Origin of the sequence: Rhodococcus sp. MSC1_016 (genome assembly GCF_023667485.2) — a bacterium.
GTDB classification, from domain to species: Bacteria; Actinomycetota; Actinomycetes; order Mycobacteriales; family Mycobacteriaceae; genus Rhodococcus_F; species Rhodococcus_F oxybenzonivorans.
The window spans coordinates 5,689,263-5,707,792 of record NZ_JAMOZI020000001.1 but is presented as its reverse complement, the minus strand read 5'-3'; the positions used below and the strand labels follow the sequence as shown (position 1 = coordinate 5,707,792).

Below are 18,530 nucleotides of genomic sequence, written 5' to 3'. Positions count from 1 at the left end.
TCGCACTCATTCTGGGCAGCCTGGTACGGGTCCAGAAGATCCAGATAGTTGCGGCCCCGTGGGTCCAATCTGGACCTATGACCCAGCGCACATGTGGCTCTCACCTCCGCGTTCTTTCGCCCGTAGGGTGCGGTACACGAAGAAAGTTCCGGCCGGAGGAGGTGCAGGGTGGCGGAGATCCGGGTCGACCCGCTCACGATCGCAGACCGCACATTTTCTTCGCGGCTGATCATGGGAACCGGTGGAGCAGCGAACCTTTCCGTACTGGAGGAGTCACTCCTCGCATCGGGCACCGAACTGACCACTGTCGCGATGCGCCGCGTCGACTCGGCGGGAAAGACGGGGATGCTCGAACTGCTGAACCGACTCGGCATCGCACTGTTGCCCAACACCGCCGGTTGCCGGGGTGCCGCGGAGGCCGTGCTGACTGCTCGGCTCGCGCGCGAGGCGCTGGGCACCGAATGGGTGAAGCTCGAAGTCGTGGCGGACGAGCGGACCCTTCTTCCCGATGCCGTCGAACTCGTCTCGGCTGCAGAGCAACTCGTCGACGACGGCTTCGTCGTGCTGCCCTACACCAATGACGACCCGGTGCTGGCGATGCGGCTCGAGGACGCCGGTTGCGCCGCCGTCATGCCACTCGGTTCACCGATCGGCACCGGACTCGGCATCTCCAACCCCCGCAACATCGAGATGATCGTCGCCCGCGCCGGTGTCCCGGTCATCCTCGACGCCGGGATAGGCACCGCTAGTGATGCGGCCCTGGCCATGGAACTGGGGTGCGACGCCGTGCTGCTCGCGTCCGCCGTCACCCGCTCGTTCGATCCGCCGCTCATGGCCGCGGCCATGGCGGACGCGGTTCGAGCCGGACGCCGCGCACGGAATACCGGTCGTATCCCGAAGCGCTTCTGGGCGCAGGCATCCTCTCCTCTTACCGGGAACCTGCCCACTCCAGCAGATCGTCGGCCGGCCACGTATTGATCACCTGTTCGGGTTCGACGCCGCACCGCATCGCCCGCTCACACCCGTACCCTTGCCACGCAAGCTGTCCGGGCGCGTGCGCGTCGGTGTCGATCGAGAACAGACACCCGAGGTCCATGGCCAGGTCGATCAGCCTGCTCGGGGGATCACGGCGTTCGGGACGGCTGTTGATCTCCACGGCGGTGCCGTGGTCACGGCAGGCGGTGAATACCTTCTCGGCGTCGAATGTGGACTCCGGCCGAGTGCCGCGGCCTCCCGTGACGAGGCGACCCGTGCAATGCCCCAGCACATCGACTCGCGGATTCTCCACAGCTTTGAGCATCCGCCGCGTCATCGCACCACTCTCGGCCCGAAGCTTCGAATGCACACTCGCGACCACGATATCGAGTTCGTCGAGGAGGTCCGGATCCTGATCGAGCGAACCGTCTTCGAGAATGTCGACCTCGATTCCGGTGAGAATACGGAAGGGCGCCAGCTCTTCGTTGAGGCGGGCGATCACCTCGAGTTGGGCGCGCAGCCGATCGGCGGACAATCCGTTGGCCACGGTAAGTCTGGGAGAATGATCTGTGAGAGCGCAGTATTCGTGACCGAGCGAAGCCGCACTCCGCATCATCTCGTCGATCGGGCTGCCACCGTCGGACCAGTCCGAATGAGTGTGCAGATCACCCTTCAGCGCTTCGCGGAGTGCACCGCCACCGAGGGGCTCCGCCTTTTCCCGCAATTCCGTGAGGTAGGCAGGAACACCGTCGAGTGCCTCACGGATCACCGTCGCCGTCTTCGGTCCGATGCCCGGCAAGTCCTTCCAGCTGTCGGTGCGCTGACGGATGTCCCGCTGCTCCTCCGACAAACCCGCCACCACGTCGGCGGCGCGCCGATACGCCTTCACCCGGTGCGTCTCCGCCCTGGATCGCTCGAGCCAGAACGCTGTCTCGCGGAGGGCCTGCACCGGGTCCATCGGGCTGTCGGCGTCCATGCCACCAGTGTTGCGCCCACCCCACGTCACCGCAACGCTTCGCGCGCCCCCTCCCGGACGGCACTGGTGAGGGCCGTGAGTAGCGGCGATTCCAACTTCCACCGCTGCCAGTACAACGGCACATCGATCGGTCGCGCCGGATCGAGCTCGACCAGTCCGTGGTCGCTGCCCGTGTGCAGTTCGGGGAGCAGTCCCCAGCCGAGCCCGTAGTGGACCGCCTCCGAGAATGCCGAGGAGCCGGGAACGAAGTGCCGCGGTGGATGCACTCGTCGTCGAGTGAACCCCCGCAGGAATCTGGCCTGCAGTTCATCCTTGCGGTCGAAGTCGAGCATGGGGGCGACTGCCAGGGCCTCTGGGGTCGGCCCGTCCGGGAACCAGTGGTCGGCGAACTCACGGCTGCACAGTGCGCGGTACCGCATCGATCCGAGTGTCTCCACCGTGCATCCCTGCACCGGCTCCGAAATGGACGTCACCGCCGCCATGACCGTCCCCTCCCGCAGCAGCGCCGTGGAGTGGTACTCGTCTTCGCGGTGCAGGTCGAATAGCACACGATGTTCCGGTGCCAGCCGGGCTAGGGCCGGGATCATCCAGGTCGACAGCGAATCCGCGTTCACGACGAGGGGCAGCGTGCTCGTCTGCGCAGTATTCGGATTGAGCGAGGCGATCGTCTCCTGCTCGAGGTGGGCCACTTGCCGTGCGAGGGTGAGCACCACGCGCCCCGAGTCCGTGGCCCGCGCCGGTTTCACCCGCTGCACCAGCACGCGTCCCACCTGTTGCTCGAGCGCCTTGATGCGCTGGCTCACGGCGGACGGTGTGATGTGCAGGGTTCGGGCCGCCGCCTCGAAGGTGCCTTCGTCGATGACGGCGGCAAATGTGCGTAGCGCAACAAGGTCCAGCTCCATGTGAAGCGATGCTAATGGCGATGAAGGATAATTAGCTGGCCTGATGGATGGGCGGCTTCGTAGCGTGGTGTCCATGGACTTCACACCCAGTGTGCTCACGGCAGCAGCGGGCTTCGGCACCGGTCTGTCGTTGATCGTCGCGATCGGCGCCCAGAACGCTTTCGTCCTGAGGCAGGGCATCGTCCGCCGACACGTCCTTCCCGTCGTCGCTCTCTGCGCGATCTCCGACGTCATCCTCATCGGACTCGGGATCAGCGGAATTGCCACGATCCTCGCCCACGCGCCCGGCGCAATCACGGTCATCCGCTGGGCCGGAGCCGCCTTCCTGCTGGCCTACGCGGCGTTCGCGGCCCGTCGGGCCCTACGCCCCGGCACGCTCGACACTCCACAGGAAGTCGGGTCCGCGACACTCGCCACCGCGGTCTTCACCTGCCTCGCACTGACCTGGCTGAACCCGCACGTCTACCTCGACACGGTGCTGATGCTCGGATCGGTCGCCAACAATCAAGGGGATCCCGGGCGTTGGCTGTTCGGCCTCGGAGCGGCCGTCGCGAGCGTCAGCTGGTTCCTCGCCCTCGGCTACGGCGCCCGCTTCCTGCACCGAGTATTCGCCCGTCCCGGCGCCTGGCGGGCACTCGACGCCGGTATCGCCGCCCTGATGCTCACGCTCGGCATCACGTTGGTGATTTCGTAGTCAACTCGAGGTTGACGTGCCTCGCCGGGTCGACCAATACTTGGCAGCGTGCCCTCGCGATCGAATCAGCTGCTGTCGGACGCGAACGTCAGGGAGTCGTAATGGATGCCGTGCAGCGATTCTCCGCTGCCCGCGTCGCCCGGCTCGCTACCGCTGGACCCGACGGAGCACCGCATCTCGTACCGTTGGTCTTCGCCCTCACCGAGGACACGATCTACTCGTGCGTCGACTTCAAACCCAAGCGCACCACGGCATTACGACGACTGAAGAACATCGCCGCAAATCCCTCCGTCAGCATCCTCGTCGATCACTACGACGACGACTGGGACCAGCTGTGGTGGGTGCGGGTAGACGGCGTGGCCGAGGTGCTCGACGCGACCACCGCGGAGGGAACCGCCGCCATCGACGTTCTCGCCGCCAAATACCCGCAGTACGCCGCGCGCCGTCCGCAGGGACCGGTGATTGCCGTCCGCTCCCTGCGCTGGCATCACTGGTCCGCCGTGAGTACTTCTTAACACCGGAGCGTTGAGAAGTACTCACGGGCGCTAGCCTCGGGTCCGTGCCCACAGCCCTGATCACCGGAGCCAGCCGCGGCCTCGGAGCCGCCATCGCCCGCGAACTCGCACCGAGTCACGACCTCCTTCTCGGAGCCCGCACAGCAGCGTCGCTGACCGCCATCCTCGGCGAACTCCCCGCCGCGACTTCCTGGCCCGTGGAACTCACCGACTACGCCGCGGTGGCCGACGCCTGCGCGCCGATCAAGCACCTCGACGTGCTGGTGCACAACGCCGGGGTCGCCGACCTGTCGACCGTCGCCGAGTCCAGCGTCGAGCAGTGGCGTCACACCCTCGAAGCGAACGTGATCGCCGTGGCCGAGCTGACGCGCCTCCTCCTACCTGCCCTACGCGCCGCTGGAGGACACGTCGTGCTCATCAATTCCGGTGCGGGAATCCGGGCAAATGCCGGGTGGGGATCCTATGCGGCGAGCAAATTCGCCCTTCGCGCCTTTGCGGACTCGCTGCGGCTCGAGGAGCCGGACCTGCGGGTCACCTCCCTTCACCCGGGACGGATCGACACGGACATGCAGCGCGCCATCGTCGCAGGCGAGGGCGGCGAATACCGTCCCGAGAACTATCTTCGAGCCTCGACGGTCGCCGCTGCCGTACGTCAGGCCGTCGAGACGCCTGCTGACGCACATCCCACCGAGGTCGTGTTGCGCGTCCGGTGAAAGCGAGACTTTCGTGGCGTCCCGGCAAAAAACCGGCGTGAGATACATCACTGTTTGGTCCTTCAGAAAACCCTTAAGCTGCTCACAATCAACCGTCCTACAGTTCTTCACGTCAGCACAGTTCGCCAGCACGAGTCGGGTCTTTCACGTCGGCTCAGGAGGTAACGCCACGATGAACACCGAACAGCGCAAGCCGAACGATTCCGTCATCGACGTGAGCGGCGATCTCTTCGCTTCGATGTTCTCCCTCGATCTCGGCGACGGCGACGTGGACTACGACGCCGTCGAGCGGATCCACGATGGCGAGTTCGGCGAGTGGACCCTCGCGGCCGCCCGCTCCGGGCTGTTCCCGCCCCACGCTGTGGAAGCCCTGCATCAGTCGTGGCAGAAGACCCCCCGCTCCCTGCTCGATGCCCTGCTCACCGACGCCGACGAAATGACCCGCAAGCGCTGCAACATCATCTGGGCCGGTCTCGACGAGGCCAGTTCCTTCGACACCGCCGAATACGCTTGACGGTCAGAACGGCCAGGCGGGAACCGACGGCAGCCCGGTACGGGTGGGACGCCCGATCAACCACGCGAGCAGCTCGTGATGAGGCAGCTCCGGAATCGTGACGTCGGGATGAAGTGCCTTCAACTCGGCTAGCTCCGTCGCCAACGTGCTGTCGACGAAAGCCTCCGGCCAGTCACCGACCGCATGGTCCAGGCGGAGGTCGACGTGGTGGATCTCCAGTTCACGCCACCGCAGTACCGGCACATCCCAGGCCGTCACCGGCTTACGCCAGTTCACCGGCGTCTCGTACCGGTCCGCGGTGATCTCCCGAAGCGAATCGATCACGCGGCGGCCGGCGAATCGGAAGTCGGCGGCGAGGAGCTCGACGGGCCGGGCCGCCCCCTCCTCTATCGCGGCTGCCCGGGCAGCAGGCCCGCCGGGATACATCTCCGGAGCGGGCTCCCCCGTAATCACGCCGACGGCGAACCGTTGAGAGCATCCGCGTTCCTCGCCAGATGCGTCACCACATGACCACGACTCCACCCCGGTAACCGGGAGGGTTCACGGGCCTGCTGGTCGGTCAAGGTCTCGAGCGTCGACTCGAGCGCCCGCTGCGACGCGGCCACCTCCTCGAGCAGTGCGGTATACGACTGATCGGTGTGCGGCGCGGTCATGGCCCCGATGCTAGGTGATCGCACCGGAGAACCCACGGAATTAACGACTGCGGCAGAACTCCGCGATTCGCGGTCGCCCATTCTGGTTACTCGTCAGTTCGGACGGCAAAGCCTGGCCTTTTCAGCACCCGACAGCCCGTTGAGCCCACGACAATAGGAGAACCATCCATGAGTGATCGCGACACGTCCGGGGAAGCCCGCGAAGGTTTGCTGGACTCCGTCAAGGGCAAGGCGAAAGAGGTCGCCGGAGCGGTGACCGGGAACGACTCGCTGACCGCCGAGGGACAATTGCAGCAAGCCGAGGCTCAGCAGCGCAAAGAGGCGAACACCGCCGAAGCCATCGCCCGGGCGGAGACCGAGCAGGCGGCCGAGGAACTCCAGGAAGTGCGTGCCGAAGGGGCCGCAGAACGCGCCGAGGTCCGGGACGAGGCGGATGTTGCACGGCAAGCCGCCGAAGAGCAGCGCCGAGCACAGCGCCGGGCGGCCGAAGAGGCGCAGCACCGTGAGGTGGTCACGGAGCAGGCCCGGGCCGGAGTCGACGCCCGGATCGAAACCAGTCGGGCCGAAGAGAATGCGCGCACCGAGGTCACTGCCGCGGCGGAGAGCGCCGGAGAGGCCGTCGAGGAGCATCGCCAGTCGATACGCGAAGCGGACGCCGCGCGGGCCGAAGCCGAGCGTGCACGTCGCGAAGCCGAGGCCCTGCGCGACGACGCCGAACAGTCCTGATCACCACCCACGTATCGAGGGAGATTCGATGAATATCGTCAGTGTGCCGTTAGCGGTCCTGCGCCTGCAGTACAAGATCGTGCGGTTCCCGTTGCAACTGATCGAGGACCAGTTCATGTCCCGGCTGGGTACCGAGGCGCCGGCGCGGGTGATGTACGAACGCACTCTCGGCGTCATCGACGGCGCCGTCGGCAGTGTTCTGGGCGATCAGGAGGTCGAGCAACGCGGCGCGGCGCTCACCAAACGCAGCGACGCGCTACTGCGGGCAGCGGAACTCGACGCCGAGGCGAGCCGCAAAGAGGCGGAGGCCGACGCCGAGTTGGAAGCCGAGCGACAGCGCGCCAACGAGCAGCAGGTTGCAGCGCAGGAGGCGAAGCAGCGCGAGGTCGAGCAGGCCCGTAAGCGTGAAGAAGAACGCAAGCGCACCGCCGCGCAGGAGGCCGAACAGCGCAAGCAAGCCGCGGCGAAGCAGGCCGACGAGCAGGCGGCTCAGCGTAAACAGGCCGCGGAGGCCGCCGCACGCAACGAGCGGGAGAAGATCAAGGCCGCCGAGGAGAAGGCCGCTGCCCCTGCCAAGGAGCAACTGCAGGAAGCCGCCGACAAGCAGAGCGAGGCAGCAGACAAGCGGGCGCGGGCCGACCGCGTCGAGGATTTGGCCGAGTCCGAGGCGGCCAACCGTAAGAACGAGAAGGCCGCCGGCAGCTAGGGTTCCGCGGCTGCCACGGTCGCCGCCGACGCCTTGCCGTCGGCGGTGGCCGGCATCCGGGTATCGCCCCGCAGCCGGCAGAACTCGTCCACTCGTCGTTGGGCCTGTTCGGCGGTGGCGTCGTCGGGCAGGTGCGCCACCAGCGCCCCCGCGGCACATCTGTATGCGTAGCTTCGGTGGAATCGTCCTGCAGACGTCATCAACCTGACTGCTACCGAACTGTCGGCCTACTGACCATCTCGATAGTGGGGCCGAAAGCGCGATCGATTCGAGCGCGATCGCCGGTCATAATGAGATCGAGTTGCAGACCACGGACCTGCGCCAGCACAAGTGTCGCCAACGCGGATGCTTCGTCGGGTGGCCACCCTTCCCGAACCAAGCGTTGTTCGATGGGAACGAGCCAATCACTGATGATCGACTGGACAAGTCTTCCGCCGCGCTCGGGTCCTCGTGCTGTGCGTCCGACCAACTCGAACAGCAACACGAACTGGCGTTGCTCTCGGGGTTCATACAACCGGCGCCACGCGGCCTGCACGAACTCCGCCGCCGATTCTGCGGCGCCGAGTTCTCCGTTGCCCTGTAGGTCCGCCAGAAAGTCGCCGTGAATCTTCACTAAGACTTGCAGGAGCAACTCCTCCTTGGACGAGAAGTGTCGCAGGAGAGTCGCATGGGTGACGCCGAGCGCCTGCGCGATCGTACGGAGCGAGACATCGCTGATCCCGTGGTCGAGCACATACTCGGTCGCCGCCGCCAGCAACTCCGGCCGCCGATGCTGATACCGCAGCGTGCGTCCGTCGACCCCGCCTGTGCCCATCGCTGAATCCTATCCCTCCAACTAGACCCGGAAAATTAGACGTACCAAATGGTTGTGGTAACCAAATGGTACTGCTACTTTCACTGTACTGCTCGTACACGGCAGGAAGTCGAATCCAGGCCCCAGGCTTCTGGGGCAGACAAGTGATCAGCCGCACCGTTCGCATGCGGCGGTGGCGGCTGTCAGCGCCAACAGCCGCCGCTCGGCGCCTGGCCCGGATCATCGTCAGCAACTGTGACATTCGTGCCGCCGCTGCTATACCGGGGCCGGTCCCGTGATCTGCCGGGACTGGAAATCGACTTGGCGCACATCCGAAGATCACCGCGCCACCACCAACGAACTGAGGACGACCATGACCGATCAAACCAGCACCCTGGCGGAGTTGGGCCTGTTCACCGGCGCCCCGCAGCACGACAACTTCTGCCGACTGGGAAGCTTGCTGCCGACCCGCGAGCTCACCCCATCATCGACGCCACACCAGTGGCGCACCGGCGACACGATCGACCTTCCGGACACCTACGAGTTCGCCGGCGAGACGAAGTCGTTCGAAGACTTCTTCGTCGGAACTGACACCGCAGCGCTGCTCGTCCTCGAGGACGGCGTCATTCGCCACGAGCGATACGCGCTCACCGGTGGCCCCGAGGTGCCGTGGATCTCGATGTCTGTGGCGAAGAGCTTCGTGTCCGCGCTGGTCGGTATCGCCGTTGCCGAGGGCCACATCAAGGGCATCGACGATCCCATCAGTGACTACGTTCCGGTCAATCCGGGGTCCGCGTACGACGGCGTCTCGATCAGAAACGTCCTGCAGATGTCCTCCGGGGCGCGGTGGAACGAAGACTACAGCGACCCCACCTCAGATGTCTTCCAGCTCAACGCAGCGATGGCTGGCGTAGGCACCCTCGACGACTTCGTCGCCGGCGTGATTCGCGAAAACGAACCGGGAACGTTGTGCCGCTACAACTCCGGTGACACCCAAGCACTCGCCTCGTTGGTGGTCCGCGCGACCAACCGCTCGCTCACCGACTACATGCAGGAAAAACTGTACGAACCCCTCGGTATGACCTCTCCCGGCGCATGGCTGCTCGACGCCGCCGGAATGGAGGTCGCGTTCGCGGGGCTGAACATGACCGCCCGGGATTTCGCCAAGCTCGGCGAGCTGTACCGCAACGGCGGCGAATGGCACGGCAACCAAGTCGTCCCGGAGCAGTGGGTGCGCGACTCCGTGGTGCCGGACGCCCCCTACCTTCAGCCGGGGCAGCCAATCGTCGGCACACACCGATTCGAGTTCGGATACGGCTACCAGTGGTGGATTCCGGCCGGAGATCGCGGCGAGTTCAGCGCGATCGGTGTCTACAACCAATTCGTCTACGTCGACCCGACAGCGAATGCAACGGTTGTGAAGCTGTCATCCAACCGGACCTACGGGACAACCGACAGCGAATCCACGAACCACGATCACGAAACGGGCGCCTTTATTCGAGCCGTCATCAACGCTCTACGCAACTAGTCCAGTGGCCCGCCGACCCGGTGACGTCCAGGTCGGTCACGAAATTCAGCAGGAGCTTGTTCACCTCGGTGGGCCGCTCCTGCTGAACGAAATGCCCGGCGTCCTCCAGTAAGTGCACGCCCCGTAGGTCGGGAACGGCCTCCCGCATGCGGTCGAGTGCCGCCGAACCGCTCATCGCGAGGACGGGATCACGGGCGCCGGCGATGAACAGCGTCGGGACCTCGATGGGGGCGCCATCGAGGTCCACGCTGTGTTCCCAGTTCGCGTCATACGCCCGGTACCAGTTGAGGCCACCGGTGAATCCGGTAGCGCTGAATACGTCTGCGTAGTAGTCGAATTCGGCCTGCGACAACCACGACCACGGCAGCGGCGGCGCGTGTGGCAACACCTCGAGGTAGCCGTTCCCCTCGGACGGGTGCTGCCAGATGTCGAGGTAGTGATAGTCGCCCGAGAGCGCGTAGAACAGCCTGTGCAGGAATCGGCGAGGGTCGGCGTCGAGTTCCCGATCCGCGACACCGGGTTCCTGAAAGTAGTGGGTGTGCAGAAAGTGCTTGCGCGCCACCGCCGCATACAACTCGGAGGGTCGGGCGGGGAAGCGGTCGGGCGCATAGGGCACCGCCAGGAGCATCAGCCCCGACACCCTCTCAGGGTGGCGGAGAGCGAGCGTCCACGCGACCGGGGCGCCGAAGTCGTGGCCGACGAATACCGCTCGATCCTCACCGAGTGTGTCGAGGAGGCCGACGAGTTGGTCGGCCACGCGATCGTTCGTGTAATCACCGATGGTGACGGGAGTGTCCGTGCGACCGTACCCGGGCATGTCCGGCGCGACGGCCCGGAAGCCGGACTCGGCGAGCGCGCGACTCTGATGGCGATAACTGAACCCGAGTCCCGGGAATCCGTGGCACATCACCACCGGCGGTCCTGCGCCCAGATCGCTGAAACTCCAACGGAATCCGTCGATCACGACCTCGCGTTCGGACATCACTCTCCGGACGTCCCTGCCATCGACCGCGCCCTCTCCGCGATGTCGAGTGCCGCGAGATAGCCGAAGACCAGCGCAGGCCCGATCGTGGCTCCCGGTCCCGCATAGGTGTGTCCCATGACCGGTGCGCTGGTGTTTCCCGCCGCATAGAGTCCCTCGATGACGGTTCCGTCTTCGCGAAGTGCTCGCCCCGCCGTGTCGGTGTTGATGCCGCCCTTCGTACCCAGATCGCCCGGGACCATCTTGGCCGCGTAGAACGGGCCCTTGGTCAACTCGCCCAGGCTCGGGTTGGGTTTGTTGCTGATGTCGCCGTAGTAGTGGTCGTATTTGCTCTCACCGCGGTGGAAGTCCTCGTCCACACCCCGGCGGGCGAACCCGTTGAACCGTTCGACGGTGGCGGTGAAACGGTCCACGGGGACACCGATCTTCTCGGCAAGACCCTCGAGAGTGGACGACTTGACGATCGCCCCGCTGTCGAGCCATTTCCTGGGAAGCGGGGCACGCGCCGTGACACTGGCGAAGAGGTACCGGTCCCGGTAGGTCTGGTCGAAGATCAACCAGGCGGGGATGTTCTCACCCGGGCCGTCGCCCTGCCCGTACTCGCCGCCATACATGCGGTGTACCGCCTCGACATACGGCAGCGACTCGTTCATGAACCGCTCGCCGCGGTCGTTGACCATGATGCTGCGCGGCAGCGACCGCTCGGCCAGGGCGAACCATGGTCCCTTGGGCAGCGGAATGCTCGGACCCCACCACGCGTCGCTCATGAAGCTCACCCCGGCACCGAGTTTCAGCGCCGCATTGATCCCGTCGCCCGTATTCGACGGTGCCCCGGTGGTCCAGTCGGAACCGATCGGCTCGCGCTGGTACTTCCGTCGCATCTCCGCATTGTTGTCGAATCCACCGCACGCCAGGACGACACCGTGCCCCGCGCGCAGCGTCGTGGTCTGCTCGTTCGACTTCACGACCACCCCGACCACGCGGCCGTTCTCGGTGACCAGATCGGTCAGCTCGGTGTTCAGCCGCAGGGGGATACCCGCTTGGCGGACCCCGAGCAGGAGTTCCGCCATCAGGGCCGCACCCATGCCGATCAGGTGCTGTCGCCGCGCCTTCGCGACCATACTGCGCAGACCGACCCGCACCATCCGAACCGGCCCCCGCCAAGTCCGGAATCCCGTACTCAGCCACCGATAATCCGACTGCTTCACGACGACGTTCAGCGGGGTCTTGCTGTACGGCGGATGCAGGGTGTCGAGGTCGTCGCCGAGTGCGCGCGCATCGAACGGCACGGGCTCACACGAGCGCCCGGTAGCCAGCCCACCCGGTGCCTCCGGGTAGTAGTCGGAGTAGTTCTTCACCCATTCCAACTTCAGCGGACTGTGGTCGATCAGGAACTGGAGGGCTTCCGGCCCTCTGTCGATGTAGGTGTCGATCCGCTCGGGATCGACGACCGGTCCGACGATGCTGCGCACGTACGTGCGGGCAGCCTCGAGATCGTCGGGGGGAGCGTCACGTTGGAGCACCGCGTTTCCCGGAATCCATACTCCGCCACCGGATCGGGACGTGGATCCGCCCCAATACGGCGACTTCTCGACGATCACGACTTTCAGTCCGCGCGCGGCCGCGGTGATCGCCGCACTCATTCCGGCAGCGCCCGATCCGACCACGACCACGTCGAAGTTCTGGTCCACCGATTCCTTCGCGGGGAGGATGGCGTGGTTGTCCCCTGATGTGGTCATACGGCTCCCTATCGGTACGTGAAGTACCAAAACTAGAACACGTTCCACCATAGATCAAGGGTGGCGTCACTTCCGATCCCTAGGGAATGGGAATGACCAGGAGAGGCATGCCGGGAATCTGCACCCGGATCTGCGGCTGCGGCAACGGCGCGGGCGCCGGAGGCGGTGGCAATTCGACCTGCGGCGGTGGCGGGGGAGGCGGCGGTGGTGGCGGGGGAGGAGGCGGTGGCGGCGGCGGCGCAACCGTAGCCGGAGCAGGACGTGGCGCAGCCTGCTGCACCGCGATCGGCGGCGAATCGACGACGGGGGCTTCGGAGATCACCGGCGCCGGCGGCCGCGGGCGCTCCGCGGGCTGCCCCGGTCCCGCACCGACCGGAACGGGAGTGAGGCCTCCGGTCATCAAGTCCACGACGGCGATGTCGTTCATTGCGAGGTTCGACGGCTGCACTACCAAGAGCCGATCCTCCTGAAAATTCGGCCACGGGTCACCCTGCATTTCCGAATTCTCGCCGAGGATGGGGGCCAGGAGAGGGCTGCCTTGTACACACCGAACCCGCGGCACGCCGTGGTCGTCGACCAGAACGATCGTCCCGGCCTCGAGAACTGATTGGACCGGCTGCGCCCGGCCCCCCTCGAACCCGTGGTCGGTGACCCGGGTATCCGCGCGAAGCAAAACCGGCGTCAGCGTCCGTACGTAACTCCGAACGTCGTCGACGTCGAATACGCCGGACCACGCCGTCATTCGGGCGGGATCCCTTTCGAGGTCGTCGACGAGCTTCTGCCGGTCGCACAGCAACCGGTCCGGGCTTCCCCCGTAGAGGCCCGTGCGGTCACCCACCACTCGGATGCCGCCGGTGCCGCCCTCGGTGGGCAGCTCGGTGCCGGCAGGACCGTACGGAACGGTGGTGGGCGTCTGCGGCGGCAGCAGCACCTGGGTCCAGGGATACCCGTCGTCCATGGCGCCGCTGAGCTCGACGGAGACGGTCCTGACCTCCGACCCGGAGGAGCAGGCCACCATCACCGTGGCGGCGACGACACCCGCTACGACCAGCCAGTGACGCGGCGCGCGCCGGAAGCGCGTACCTGCACGTGCGACTGCTCTGCGTCGGGCACCCCTTGCGGCCGGCCCGGCGTCGTCGGTGGCCACACCGACATCGTAAGCACAGTTTCCGCTCGACCGGGCGGTAATCCCGCTGTGGTCGTGCGCGTGTCAGCGCGTGACCATGTCCTCCTGCGACCAGTACGCCTTCATCGTCGTGATCTTGCCGTCGTCGTCGAAGGTCATCACATCGATCGGCGCTATCTCGAGCTTCTGCTCGCCCAGTTCGGTGACCAGCGAGAAGTGGAAGGCCGCTGTGTTTCCGGCGATCCTCAGCGTGTGCAGTTCGCTGGTCTGCTGTAGCGCCTCGAGCATCCCGTAGAACTCGCGGATCGACTCCACCGTGGTGCGCGGGTCGGTACCCACCGGATCTTCCACGATCGCACCGTCGGCATAGAGCGCCAGCACGTCATCGACGGTGCCCGTGGCCACCACCGCGACGTACCTCTCGACGGTCTTACGGATGTCTTCTGCGGACGGTGCCATGGCAAATGCTCCTGAAGTCGACTAGAACGTGTTCTATTCGAGACAGTAGCGCAAACACGACACCCGTGAGCACTTCTCAACCACGGAGTGTTAAGAAGTGCTCACGGGTGCGGAGGACGTCAGAGGACGATATTGACCATCTTCCCCGGGACGACGATCACCTTGCGCGGGTCCTTGCCGTCCAGCAGTGCCACGATCTTCTCGTCGGCGAGCGCGATCTTCTCGATCTCCTCGCGTGACGCGTCGGCCGCCACCGTCACTCGGCTGCGGACCTTGCCGTTCACCTGGATCGGGTACTCGACGGTGTCCTCCACCAGCCACTTCTCCTCGGCCACCGGGAAGGGGCCGTGGGCCAGCGACTTCTCGTGGCCGAGCCGCGACCACAGCTCCTCCGCGAGGTGCGGGGCCAGCGGCGCGAGCATGAGCACCAAGGGCTCCACCGCGGAGCGAGGGGCACCGCCGGGGTAGGCCTTGGTGAGATGGTTGGTGTACTCGATCAGCTTGGCCGCCGCGGTGTTGTCCCGCAGCGCCGTGTAGTCGTCGCTCACCCCGGCGATCGCCTTGTTCAGCGCGCGCAGGGTGTCCTCGGAGGGGGCGTCGTCCGTGACCCGCACGGCGCCGGACTCCTCGTCGACCACCACACGCCAGGCGCGCTGCAGGAAACGCTGAGCACCGACGACGTCCTTGGTCGCCCACGGACGCGACGTATCCAGCGGGCCCATCGACATCTCGTACACCCGGAGGGTGTCGGCCCCGTACTCCTCACAGATCTCGTCCGGCGACACGGAGTTCTTGAGGCTCTTGCCCATCTTGCCGTACTCGCGGTTGACCTCCGCGCCCTGATAGAAGAACTTGCCGTCCTTCTCCTCCACCTCGTCGGCCGGCACGTACACCCCGCGCGCATCGGTGTAGGCGTAGGCCTGGATGTAGCCCTGGTTGTACAGGCGGCGGTACGGCTCGCTCGAGCTGACGTAGCCGAGGTCGAACAGCACCTTGTGCCAGAACCGCGAGTACAGCAGGTGCAGCACAGCGTGCTCCACACCGCCGACGTACAGGTCGACGCCACCGGGATCGTTCGGTCCGTGGATCTCCGGCCGCGGACCCGTCCAGTACTGCTCGTTCTCCTTGTCGCAGAACGTGTCCTGGTTGGTCGGGTCGATGTAGCGCAGCTGGTACCACGAACTGCCCGCCCACTGCGGCATCACGTTGGTGTCGCGGCGGTACGTCTGCAGCCCGTCGCCGAGGTCGAGCTCCACATTGACCCAGTCGACAGCCTTCGCCAGCGGGGGAGAGGGCTCCGAGGAGGCGTCGTCGGGATCGAAGGACACGGGAGCGTAGTCCTCGACCTCCGGAAGTTCCACCGGCAGCATGGAATCCGGCAGTGCGTGCGCATTGCCGTCGGCGTCGTACACGATCGGGAAGGGCTCGCCCCAGTACCGCTGACGGGCGAACAGCCAGTCGCGCAGCTTGTACTGGATAGTGCCCTTGCCGGTGCCGTCCGCCTCGAGGCGCTCGGTGATGACCCTCTTGGCGTCGGCGACGGTCATTCCGTTCAGGAAGTCCGAATTCACGATGGTGCCGTCGCCGGTGTACGCGTCCTTCGTGAGGTCGCCACCGGAGATCACCTCGACGATGTCGAGACCGAACTCGGTCGCGAACTCGTAGTCGCGATGATCATGGCCGGGGACCGCCATGATGGCGCCCGTGCCGTATCCGGTGAGGACGTAGTCGGCGATGAACACCGGCAGCTCGCGCCCGTTGACGGGGTTCACCGCGTAGGTGCCGAGGAAGACACCCGTCTTCTCCTTGTATTCCTGACGCTCCAGATCCGACTTGGCCGCAATCGACTTTCGGTACGCCGCAACGGCTTCGGCCGGGTTGGCCGCACCGCCGGTCCATCGCGGATCGACGCCCTCGGGCCACTCGGCGGCAACGAGCTCGTCGACGAGGTCGTGCTCCGGCGCCAGCGTCACGTAGGTGGCACCGAACAGCGTGTCCGGACGAGTCGTGAACACCTCGATCTCGTGACTGTCGGCCTGGAACTTCACCTGCGCACCGTGCGAGCGTCCGATCCAGTTGCGCTGCATGGCCTTGACCTTCTCGGGCCAATCCAGGTACTCGAGGTCGTCGACGAGGCGGTCGGCGTAGGCGGTGATCCGCATCATCCACTGCTGCAGGTGCTTCCGGAACACGGGGAAGTTGCCGCGGTCGCTGCGGCCATCCGCTGTCACCTCCTCGTTGGCCAGGACAGTGCCCAGACCCGGGCACCAGTTGACCATCGAATCCGAGTGGTACACGAGCCGATAGGAGTCGAGGACGGCTTCCTTCTCGGAGACCGACAACGACTGCCAGTCCCGCCCGTCCTCCACGGTGCGCTCACCCGAGGCGAACTCCGCCTCGAGCTCGGAAATGCGCCGGGCCTTCCCCGCCTTCTTGTCGAACCAGGCGTCATGGATCTGCAGGAAGATCCACTGCGTCCAGTGGTAGAAGTCGACGTCGGTGGTCGCGAACGTGCGCCGCTCGTCGTGCCCGAGACCGAGGCGCCGGAGCTGGCGCTTCATGTTGATGATGTTCGCCTCGGTGGTGGCCCGCGGATGCGTGCCCGTCTGCACCGCGTACTGCTCCGCCGGCAGACCGAAAGCGTCGTACCCGAGCGTGTGCAGCACGTTGTGGCCCTGCATCCGGTGGTAGCGGGCGAATACGTCGGTGGCGATGTAGCCGAGGGGGTGCCCCACGTGCAGACCCGTCCCCGACGGGTACGGGAACATGTCCTGCACGAACAGCTTGTCGGCGGGAACCGGGCCTGCCAGCGGGCCGACCGGGTTGGGCGCGTCGAAGGTGCCCTCCGCGCTCCATCGGTCCTGCCAGCGCTGCTCGATCTGGCCGGCGAGTTCCGCGGTGTAGCGGTGCTGCGGGGTCGCGTCGGACGGGTTGGCGGGCTGCGCGTGCTCGGTCACTGTGGTCGCTATCTACTTGGCTGACATTCGTGGATGGAGAGGAATACCGTCAACCAGGGTAGAGCCTCACCCCACCCGGACTCACCTGCGCATCCGGGTGCGCCGTATCCTGGTGTCGTGTTGATTGCCTCCGTCGTGCTGTTCGTCCTCGCCGTCGCCGTTGCCGGCGTCGCCCTGGCCGGCCTCACCGAACGTCTGCCGCGCAACCGGTGGGCGGGTGTCCGGACCGCCGAGACACTGCGCGACGACGACGCCTTCGCCCTGGCAAACAAGGTCGCCGGCCCCACGCTTCTCGCCGCGGCCGGGCTGCTGATCATCGGTGGTGTCGCCGGAATTCTGGTCGGTGGAGTCATCGGGATCGGCGCCCTCCTGGTCAGCGTCGTCGCTGCCGCGCTCACCGCGGGTACTGGCGGATCGCTCGGTGCCCGTGCCGCGGCAGCCGTCCCCGCCGCCGACACCGGTGCCTGCGGCAACTCCTGTGGAGCCTGCTCGCTCAAGGACGCCTGCCAGCCGTCCTGATCGGCTGCAGACGGCCCACCCGGTGCCCAGTTCGAAAATCGTCGACCCCGCCGGAGCCGTCTTCGGTGTGATCCTGCCCGTGGTCGCCGCGTTATCCGGCGTGCTCCTGACCAAGCTGTGGGAACCCCGGCTACCCGCGGAAATCGCCACGCATTGGACCACCACCTCGCCGGACGGTTTCGCCACACCGATATCCAGTGCCTGGACGTTCGCTCTCGTGACGGTCCTCTTCGGCGGTGGCTGCGCCGCCGTTGCCGCCCTCGCGCCAGCCTTGCTCATGATGCGCCGCACCATGCTGGTCGTCGGGTTGTCTGTGGTCGGGATGGTCAGCACCGTGCACGTGGTGATACTCGCCGTCCAACTCGATGTCACCGATCCGGCCGATACCGAGGTTCCGCTGTGGTCCCTCGGTGCCGGGACCGTACTCGGCGCCGGTGTGGGAATGATCGGCGCGGCGTGTCTGCGGGACTACCGTCGCCGGGTCTCGGCCACACATCGGCCCGACGTCACCCTGCCCCGGGCCGCCGCACCCGCCGCAGTGTCCGCCTCCGTGGGTTTCGGGACAGCGGGGTCCGGAATCCTGCTACTCCTGCTCGGCGTCGTCCCCGCACTCGTCGTCTGCCGCATTTCCGGCGGCTGGTGGCCGCTCGCCGTGTTCGTTCCCGTCGGGCTGTTGATCGTCAGCCTCCTGCGCTTCCGTGTCATCGTGGACGAGGACGGCATCCGAGTGATCAACATGGGCATGACCGCCCTCGACTACGGCATCGACGAGATCGAGGGTGCACGCGTCGACGTGGTCAAACCCTTCGACGACTTCGGTGGGTGGGGGTTGAAGGTGAAGGGGCCGCGAAACTACGGCGTCGTCACCCGCACCGGGCCCGCGGTGATCGTCACCACCGCGTGCGGTGACCGATTGACCGTCACCACCGCGGAAGCCGGGGACATGGCCGGGGTCCTCAACGCATTCGCCGACCGACGGCGGGGGTGAGCGCCCGAGTCGACAGTCGTCATCGACGGTTGCAGGGTGACGGCACACGGGCGATCGCGAGGAGT

General features: G+C 66.2%; 18 protein-coding genes and 2 pseudogenes. 10 read left to right on the top strand and 10 right to left on the bottom strand.

Annotated elements, in window-relative coordinates; genetic code table 11:
* Positions 1-177: 177 nt before the first annotated feature.
* Complete coding sequence (gene thiG / locus L1080_RS26660) at positions 178-978, top strand: thiazole synthase (protein ID WP_374434784.1); 801 nt, start codon at positions 178-180, stop codon at positions 976-978.
* Here the strand turns inward: thiG and L1080_RS26655 are convergent.
* Positions 929-1,933: a PHP domain-containing protein gene (locus tag L1080_RS26655; RefSeq protein ID WP_159927664.1), complete on the bottom strand. Its 1,005-nt coding sequence runs from the start codon at positions 1,931-1,933 to the stop codon at positions 929-931. The genes thiG and L1080_RS26655 overlap by 50 nt on opposite strands.
* 44 nt (positions 1,934-1,977) lie before the next feature.
* Positions 1,978-2,853 (bottom strand): LysR family transcriptional regulator ArgP, encoded by an 876-nt coding sequence (locus tag L1080_RS26650; protein WP_250773987.1) that lies wholly within the window; start codon positions 2,851-2,853, stop codon positions 1,978-1,980.
* Positions 2,854-2,926: 73 nt separating this feature from the next.
* On the opposite strand from L1080_RS26650, the gene L1080_RS26645 reads away from it, so the two are divergent.
* From L1080_RS26645 to L1080_RS26630, 4 genes are all read left to right on the top strand, one after another.
* Positions 2,927-3,547 carry a LysE/ArgO family amino acid transporter gene (locus L1080_RS26645; RefSeq protein WP_250773989.1) on the top strand — a complete coding sequence of 207 codons (621 nt, stop codon included), beginning with the start codon at positions 2,927-2,929 and terminating at the stop codon, positions 3,545-3,547.
* A gap of 101 nt (positions 3,548-3,648) precedes the next feature.
* Positions 3,649-4,062, top strand: a complete 414-nt coding sequence (locus tag L1080_RS26640; protein ID WP_250773990.1) for a TIGR03668 family PPOX class F420-dependent oxidoreductase — start codon at positions 3,649-3,651, stop codon at positions 4,060-4,062.
* A gap of 44 nt (positions 4,063-4,106) precedes the next feature.
* Positions 4,107-4,775: an SDR family oxidoreductase gene (locus tag L1080_RS26635; protein ID WP_159926679.1), complete on the top strand. Its 669-nt coding sequence runs from the start codon at positions 4,107-4,109 to the stop codon at positions 4,773-4,775.
* A 172-nt stretch (positions 4,776-4,947) separates the two neighbouring features.
* Positions 4,948-5,289: a hypothetical protein gene (locus tag L1080_RS26630; RefSeq protein WP_250773993.1), complete on the top strand. Its 342-nt coding sequence runs from the start codon at positions 4,948-4,950 to the stop codon at positions 5,287-5,289.
* A gap of 3 nt (positions 5,290-5,292) precedes the next feature.
* Here the strand turns inward: L1080_RS26630 and L1080_RS26625 are convergent.
* Positions 5,293-5,942 (bottom strand): annotated as a pseudogene (locus L1080_RS26625) (maleylpyruvate isomerase N-terminal domain-containing protein).
* A 168-nt stretch (positions 5,943-6,110) separates the two neighbouring features.
* Between L1080_RS26625 and L1080_RS26620 the strand changes: the two are divergent.
* Together L1080_RS26620 and L1080_RS26615 are read left to right on the top strand one after the other, a co-directional pair.
* A complete protein-coding gene (locus L1080_RS26620) occupies positions 6,111-6,668 on the top strand; it encodes a CsbD family protein (RefSeq protein ID WP_159926685.1) in 558 nt (185 codons plus the stop codon).
* Between the two features lie 28 nt (positions 6,669-6,696).
* Positions 6,697-7,374 carry an IF2 family translation initiation factor gene (locus L1080_RS26615; RefSeq protein WP_159926687.1) on the top strand — a complete coding sequence of 226 codons (678 nt, stop codon included), beginning with the start codon at positions 6,697-6,699 and terminating at the stop codon, positions 7,372-7,374.
* Here L1080_RS26615 and L1080_RS26610 read toward each other — a convergent pair.
* Both L1080_RS26610 and L1080_RS26605 read right to left on the bottom strand, forming a co-directional pair.
* Positions 7,374-7,519: pseudogene (locus L1080_RS26610) on the bottom strand (IS21 family transposase); the annotation flags it as partial. The gene L1080_RS26615 and the pseudogene L1080_RS26610 overlap by 1 nt on opposite strands.
* Positions 7,520-7,585: 66 nt before the next feature.
* Positions 7,586-8,188, bottom strand: coding sequence for a TetR/AcrR family transcriptional regulator (locus tag L1080_RS26605; RefSeq protein ID WP_250773999.1), 603 nt, complete (start codon positions 8,186-8,188; stop codon positions 7,586-7,588).
* 352 nt (positions 8,189-8,540) lie between these two features.
* Here L1080_RS26605 and L1080_RS26600 point away from each other — a divergent pair, with 352 nt between their 5' ends.
* Complete coding sequence (locus tag L1080_RS26600; RefSeq protein ID WP_250774000.1) at positions 8,541-9,695, top strand: serine hydrolase domain-containing protein; 1,155 nt, start codon at positions 8,541-8,543, stop codon at positions 9,693-9,695.
* On the opposite strand, the gene L1080_RS26595 is transcribed toward L1080_RS26600, so the two are convergent.
* From L1080_RS26595 to leuS, 5 genes are all read right to left on the bottom strand, one after another.
* Positions 9,676-10,677, bottom strand: coding sequence for an alpha/beta fold hydrolase (locus tag L1080_RS26595; protein ID WP_250774002.1), 1,002 nt, complete (start codon positions 10,675-10,677; stop codon positions 9,676-9,678). The genes L1080_RS26600 and L1080_RS26595 overlap by 20 nt on opposite strands.
* The gene (gene kstD / locus L1080_RS26590) at positions 10,677-12,416 is read right to left on the bottom strand and encodes a 3-oxosteroid 1-dehydrogenase (RefSeq protein ID WP_250774004.1); all 1,740 of its coding nucleotides are present in this window, start codon (positions 12,414-12,416) and stop codon (positions 10,677-10,679) included. Before kstD ends, L1080_RS26595 begins: the two co-directional genes overlap by 1 nt.
* Positions 12,417-12,495: 79 nt before the next feature.
* On the bottom strand, positions 12,496-13,563 hold the full coding sequence (locus tag L1080_RS26585) for a DUF6777 domain-containing protein (protein ID WP_250774006.1): 1,068 nt from the start codon (positions 13,561-13,563) through the stop codon (positions 12,496-12,498).
* 63 nt (positions 13,564-13,626) lie between these two features.
* Positions 13,627-14,001 (bottom strand): nuclear transport factor 2 family protein, encoded by a 375-nt coding sequence (locus L1080_RS26580; RefSeq protein ID WP_159926699.1) that lies wholly within the window; start codon positions 13,999-14,001, stop codon positions 13,627-13,629.
* A 119-nt stretch (positions 14,002-14,120) separates the two neighbouring features.
* A complete protein-coding gene (leuS, locus tag L1080_RS26575) occupies positions 14,121-16,958 on the bottom strand; it encodes a leucine--tRNA ligase (RefSeq protein WP_250774008.1) in 2,838 nt (945 codons plus the stop codon).
* Positions 16,959-17,075: 117 nt separating this feature from the next.
* Between leuS and L1080_RS26570 the strand changes: the two genes are divergently transcribed.
* Together L1080_RS26570 and L1080_RS26565 are read left to right on the top strand one after the other, a co-directional pair.
* Positions 17,076-17,477: an SdpI family protein gene (locus L1080_RS26570; RefSeq protein WP_159926703.1), complete on the top strand. Its 402-nt coding sequence runs from the start codon at positions 17,076-17,078 to the stop codon at positions 17,475-17,477.
* A 22-nt stretch (positions 17,478-17,499) separates the two neighbouring features.
* Positions 17,500-18,465: a DUF1648 domain-containing protein gene (locus L1080_RS26565; protein ID WP_250774010.1), complete on the top strand. Its 966-nt coding sequence runs from the start codon at positions 17,500-17,502 to the stop codon at positions 18,463-18,465.
* Positions 18,466-18,530 lie beyond the last annotated feature (65 nt).

Excerpts from the sequence above, each read along its gene's own strand:
- L1080_RS26615 (WP_159926687.1), top strand. The coding sequence starts at position 6,697 with ATGAATATCGTCAGTGTGCCGTTAGCGGTCCTGCGCCTGCAGTACAAG.
- kstD (WP_250774004.1), bottom strand. The coding sequence starts at position 12,416 with ATGACCACATCAGGGGACAACCACGCCATCCTCCCCGCGAAGGAATCG.
- L1080_RS26605 (WP_250773999.1), bottom strand. The coding sequence starts at position 8,188 with ATGGGCACAGGCGGGGTCGACGGACGCACGCTGCGGTATCAGCATCGG.
- L1080_RS26600 (WP_250774000.1), top strand. The coding sequence starts at position 8,541 with ATGACCGATCAAACCAGCACCCTGGCGGAGTTGGGCCTGTTCACCGGC.
- L1080_RS26640 (WP_250773990.1), top strand. The coding sequence starts at position 3,649 with ATGGATGCCGTGCAGCGATTCTCCGCTGCCCGCGTCGCCCGGCTCGCT.
- L1080_RS26645 (WP_250773989.1), top strand. The coding sequence starts at position 2,927 with ATGGACTTCACACCCAGTGTGCTCACGGCAGCAGCGGGCTTCGGCACC.
- L1080_RS26630 (WP_250773993.1), top strand. The coding sequence starts at position 4,948 with ATGAACACCGAACAGCGCAAGCCGAACGATTCCGTCATCGACGTGAGC.
- L1080_RS26595 (WP_250774002.1), bottom strand. The coding sequence starts at position 10,677 with ATGTCCGAACGCGAGGTCGTGATCGACGGATTCCGTTGGAGTTTCAGC.
- L1080_RS26620 (WP_159926685.1), top strand. The coding sequence starts at position 6,111 with ATGAGTGATCGCGACACGTCCGGGGAAGCCCGCGAAGGTTTGCTGGAC.
- L1080_RS26655 (WP_159927664.1), bottom strand. The coding sequence starts at position 1,933 with ATGGACCCGGTGCAGGCCCTCCGCGAGACAGCGTTCTGGCTCGAGCGA.
- L1080_RS26650 (WP_250773987.1), bottom strand. The coding sequence starts at position 2,853 with ATGGAGCTGGACCTTGTTGCGCTACGCACATTTGCCGCCGTCATCGAC.
- L1080_RS26580 (WP_159926699.1), bottom strand. The coding sequence starts at position 14,001 with ATGGCACCGTCCGCAGAAGACATCCGTAAGACCGTCGAGAGGTACGTC.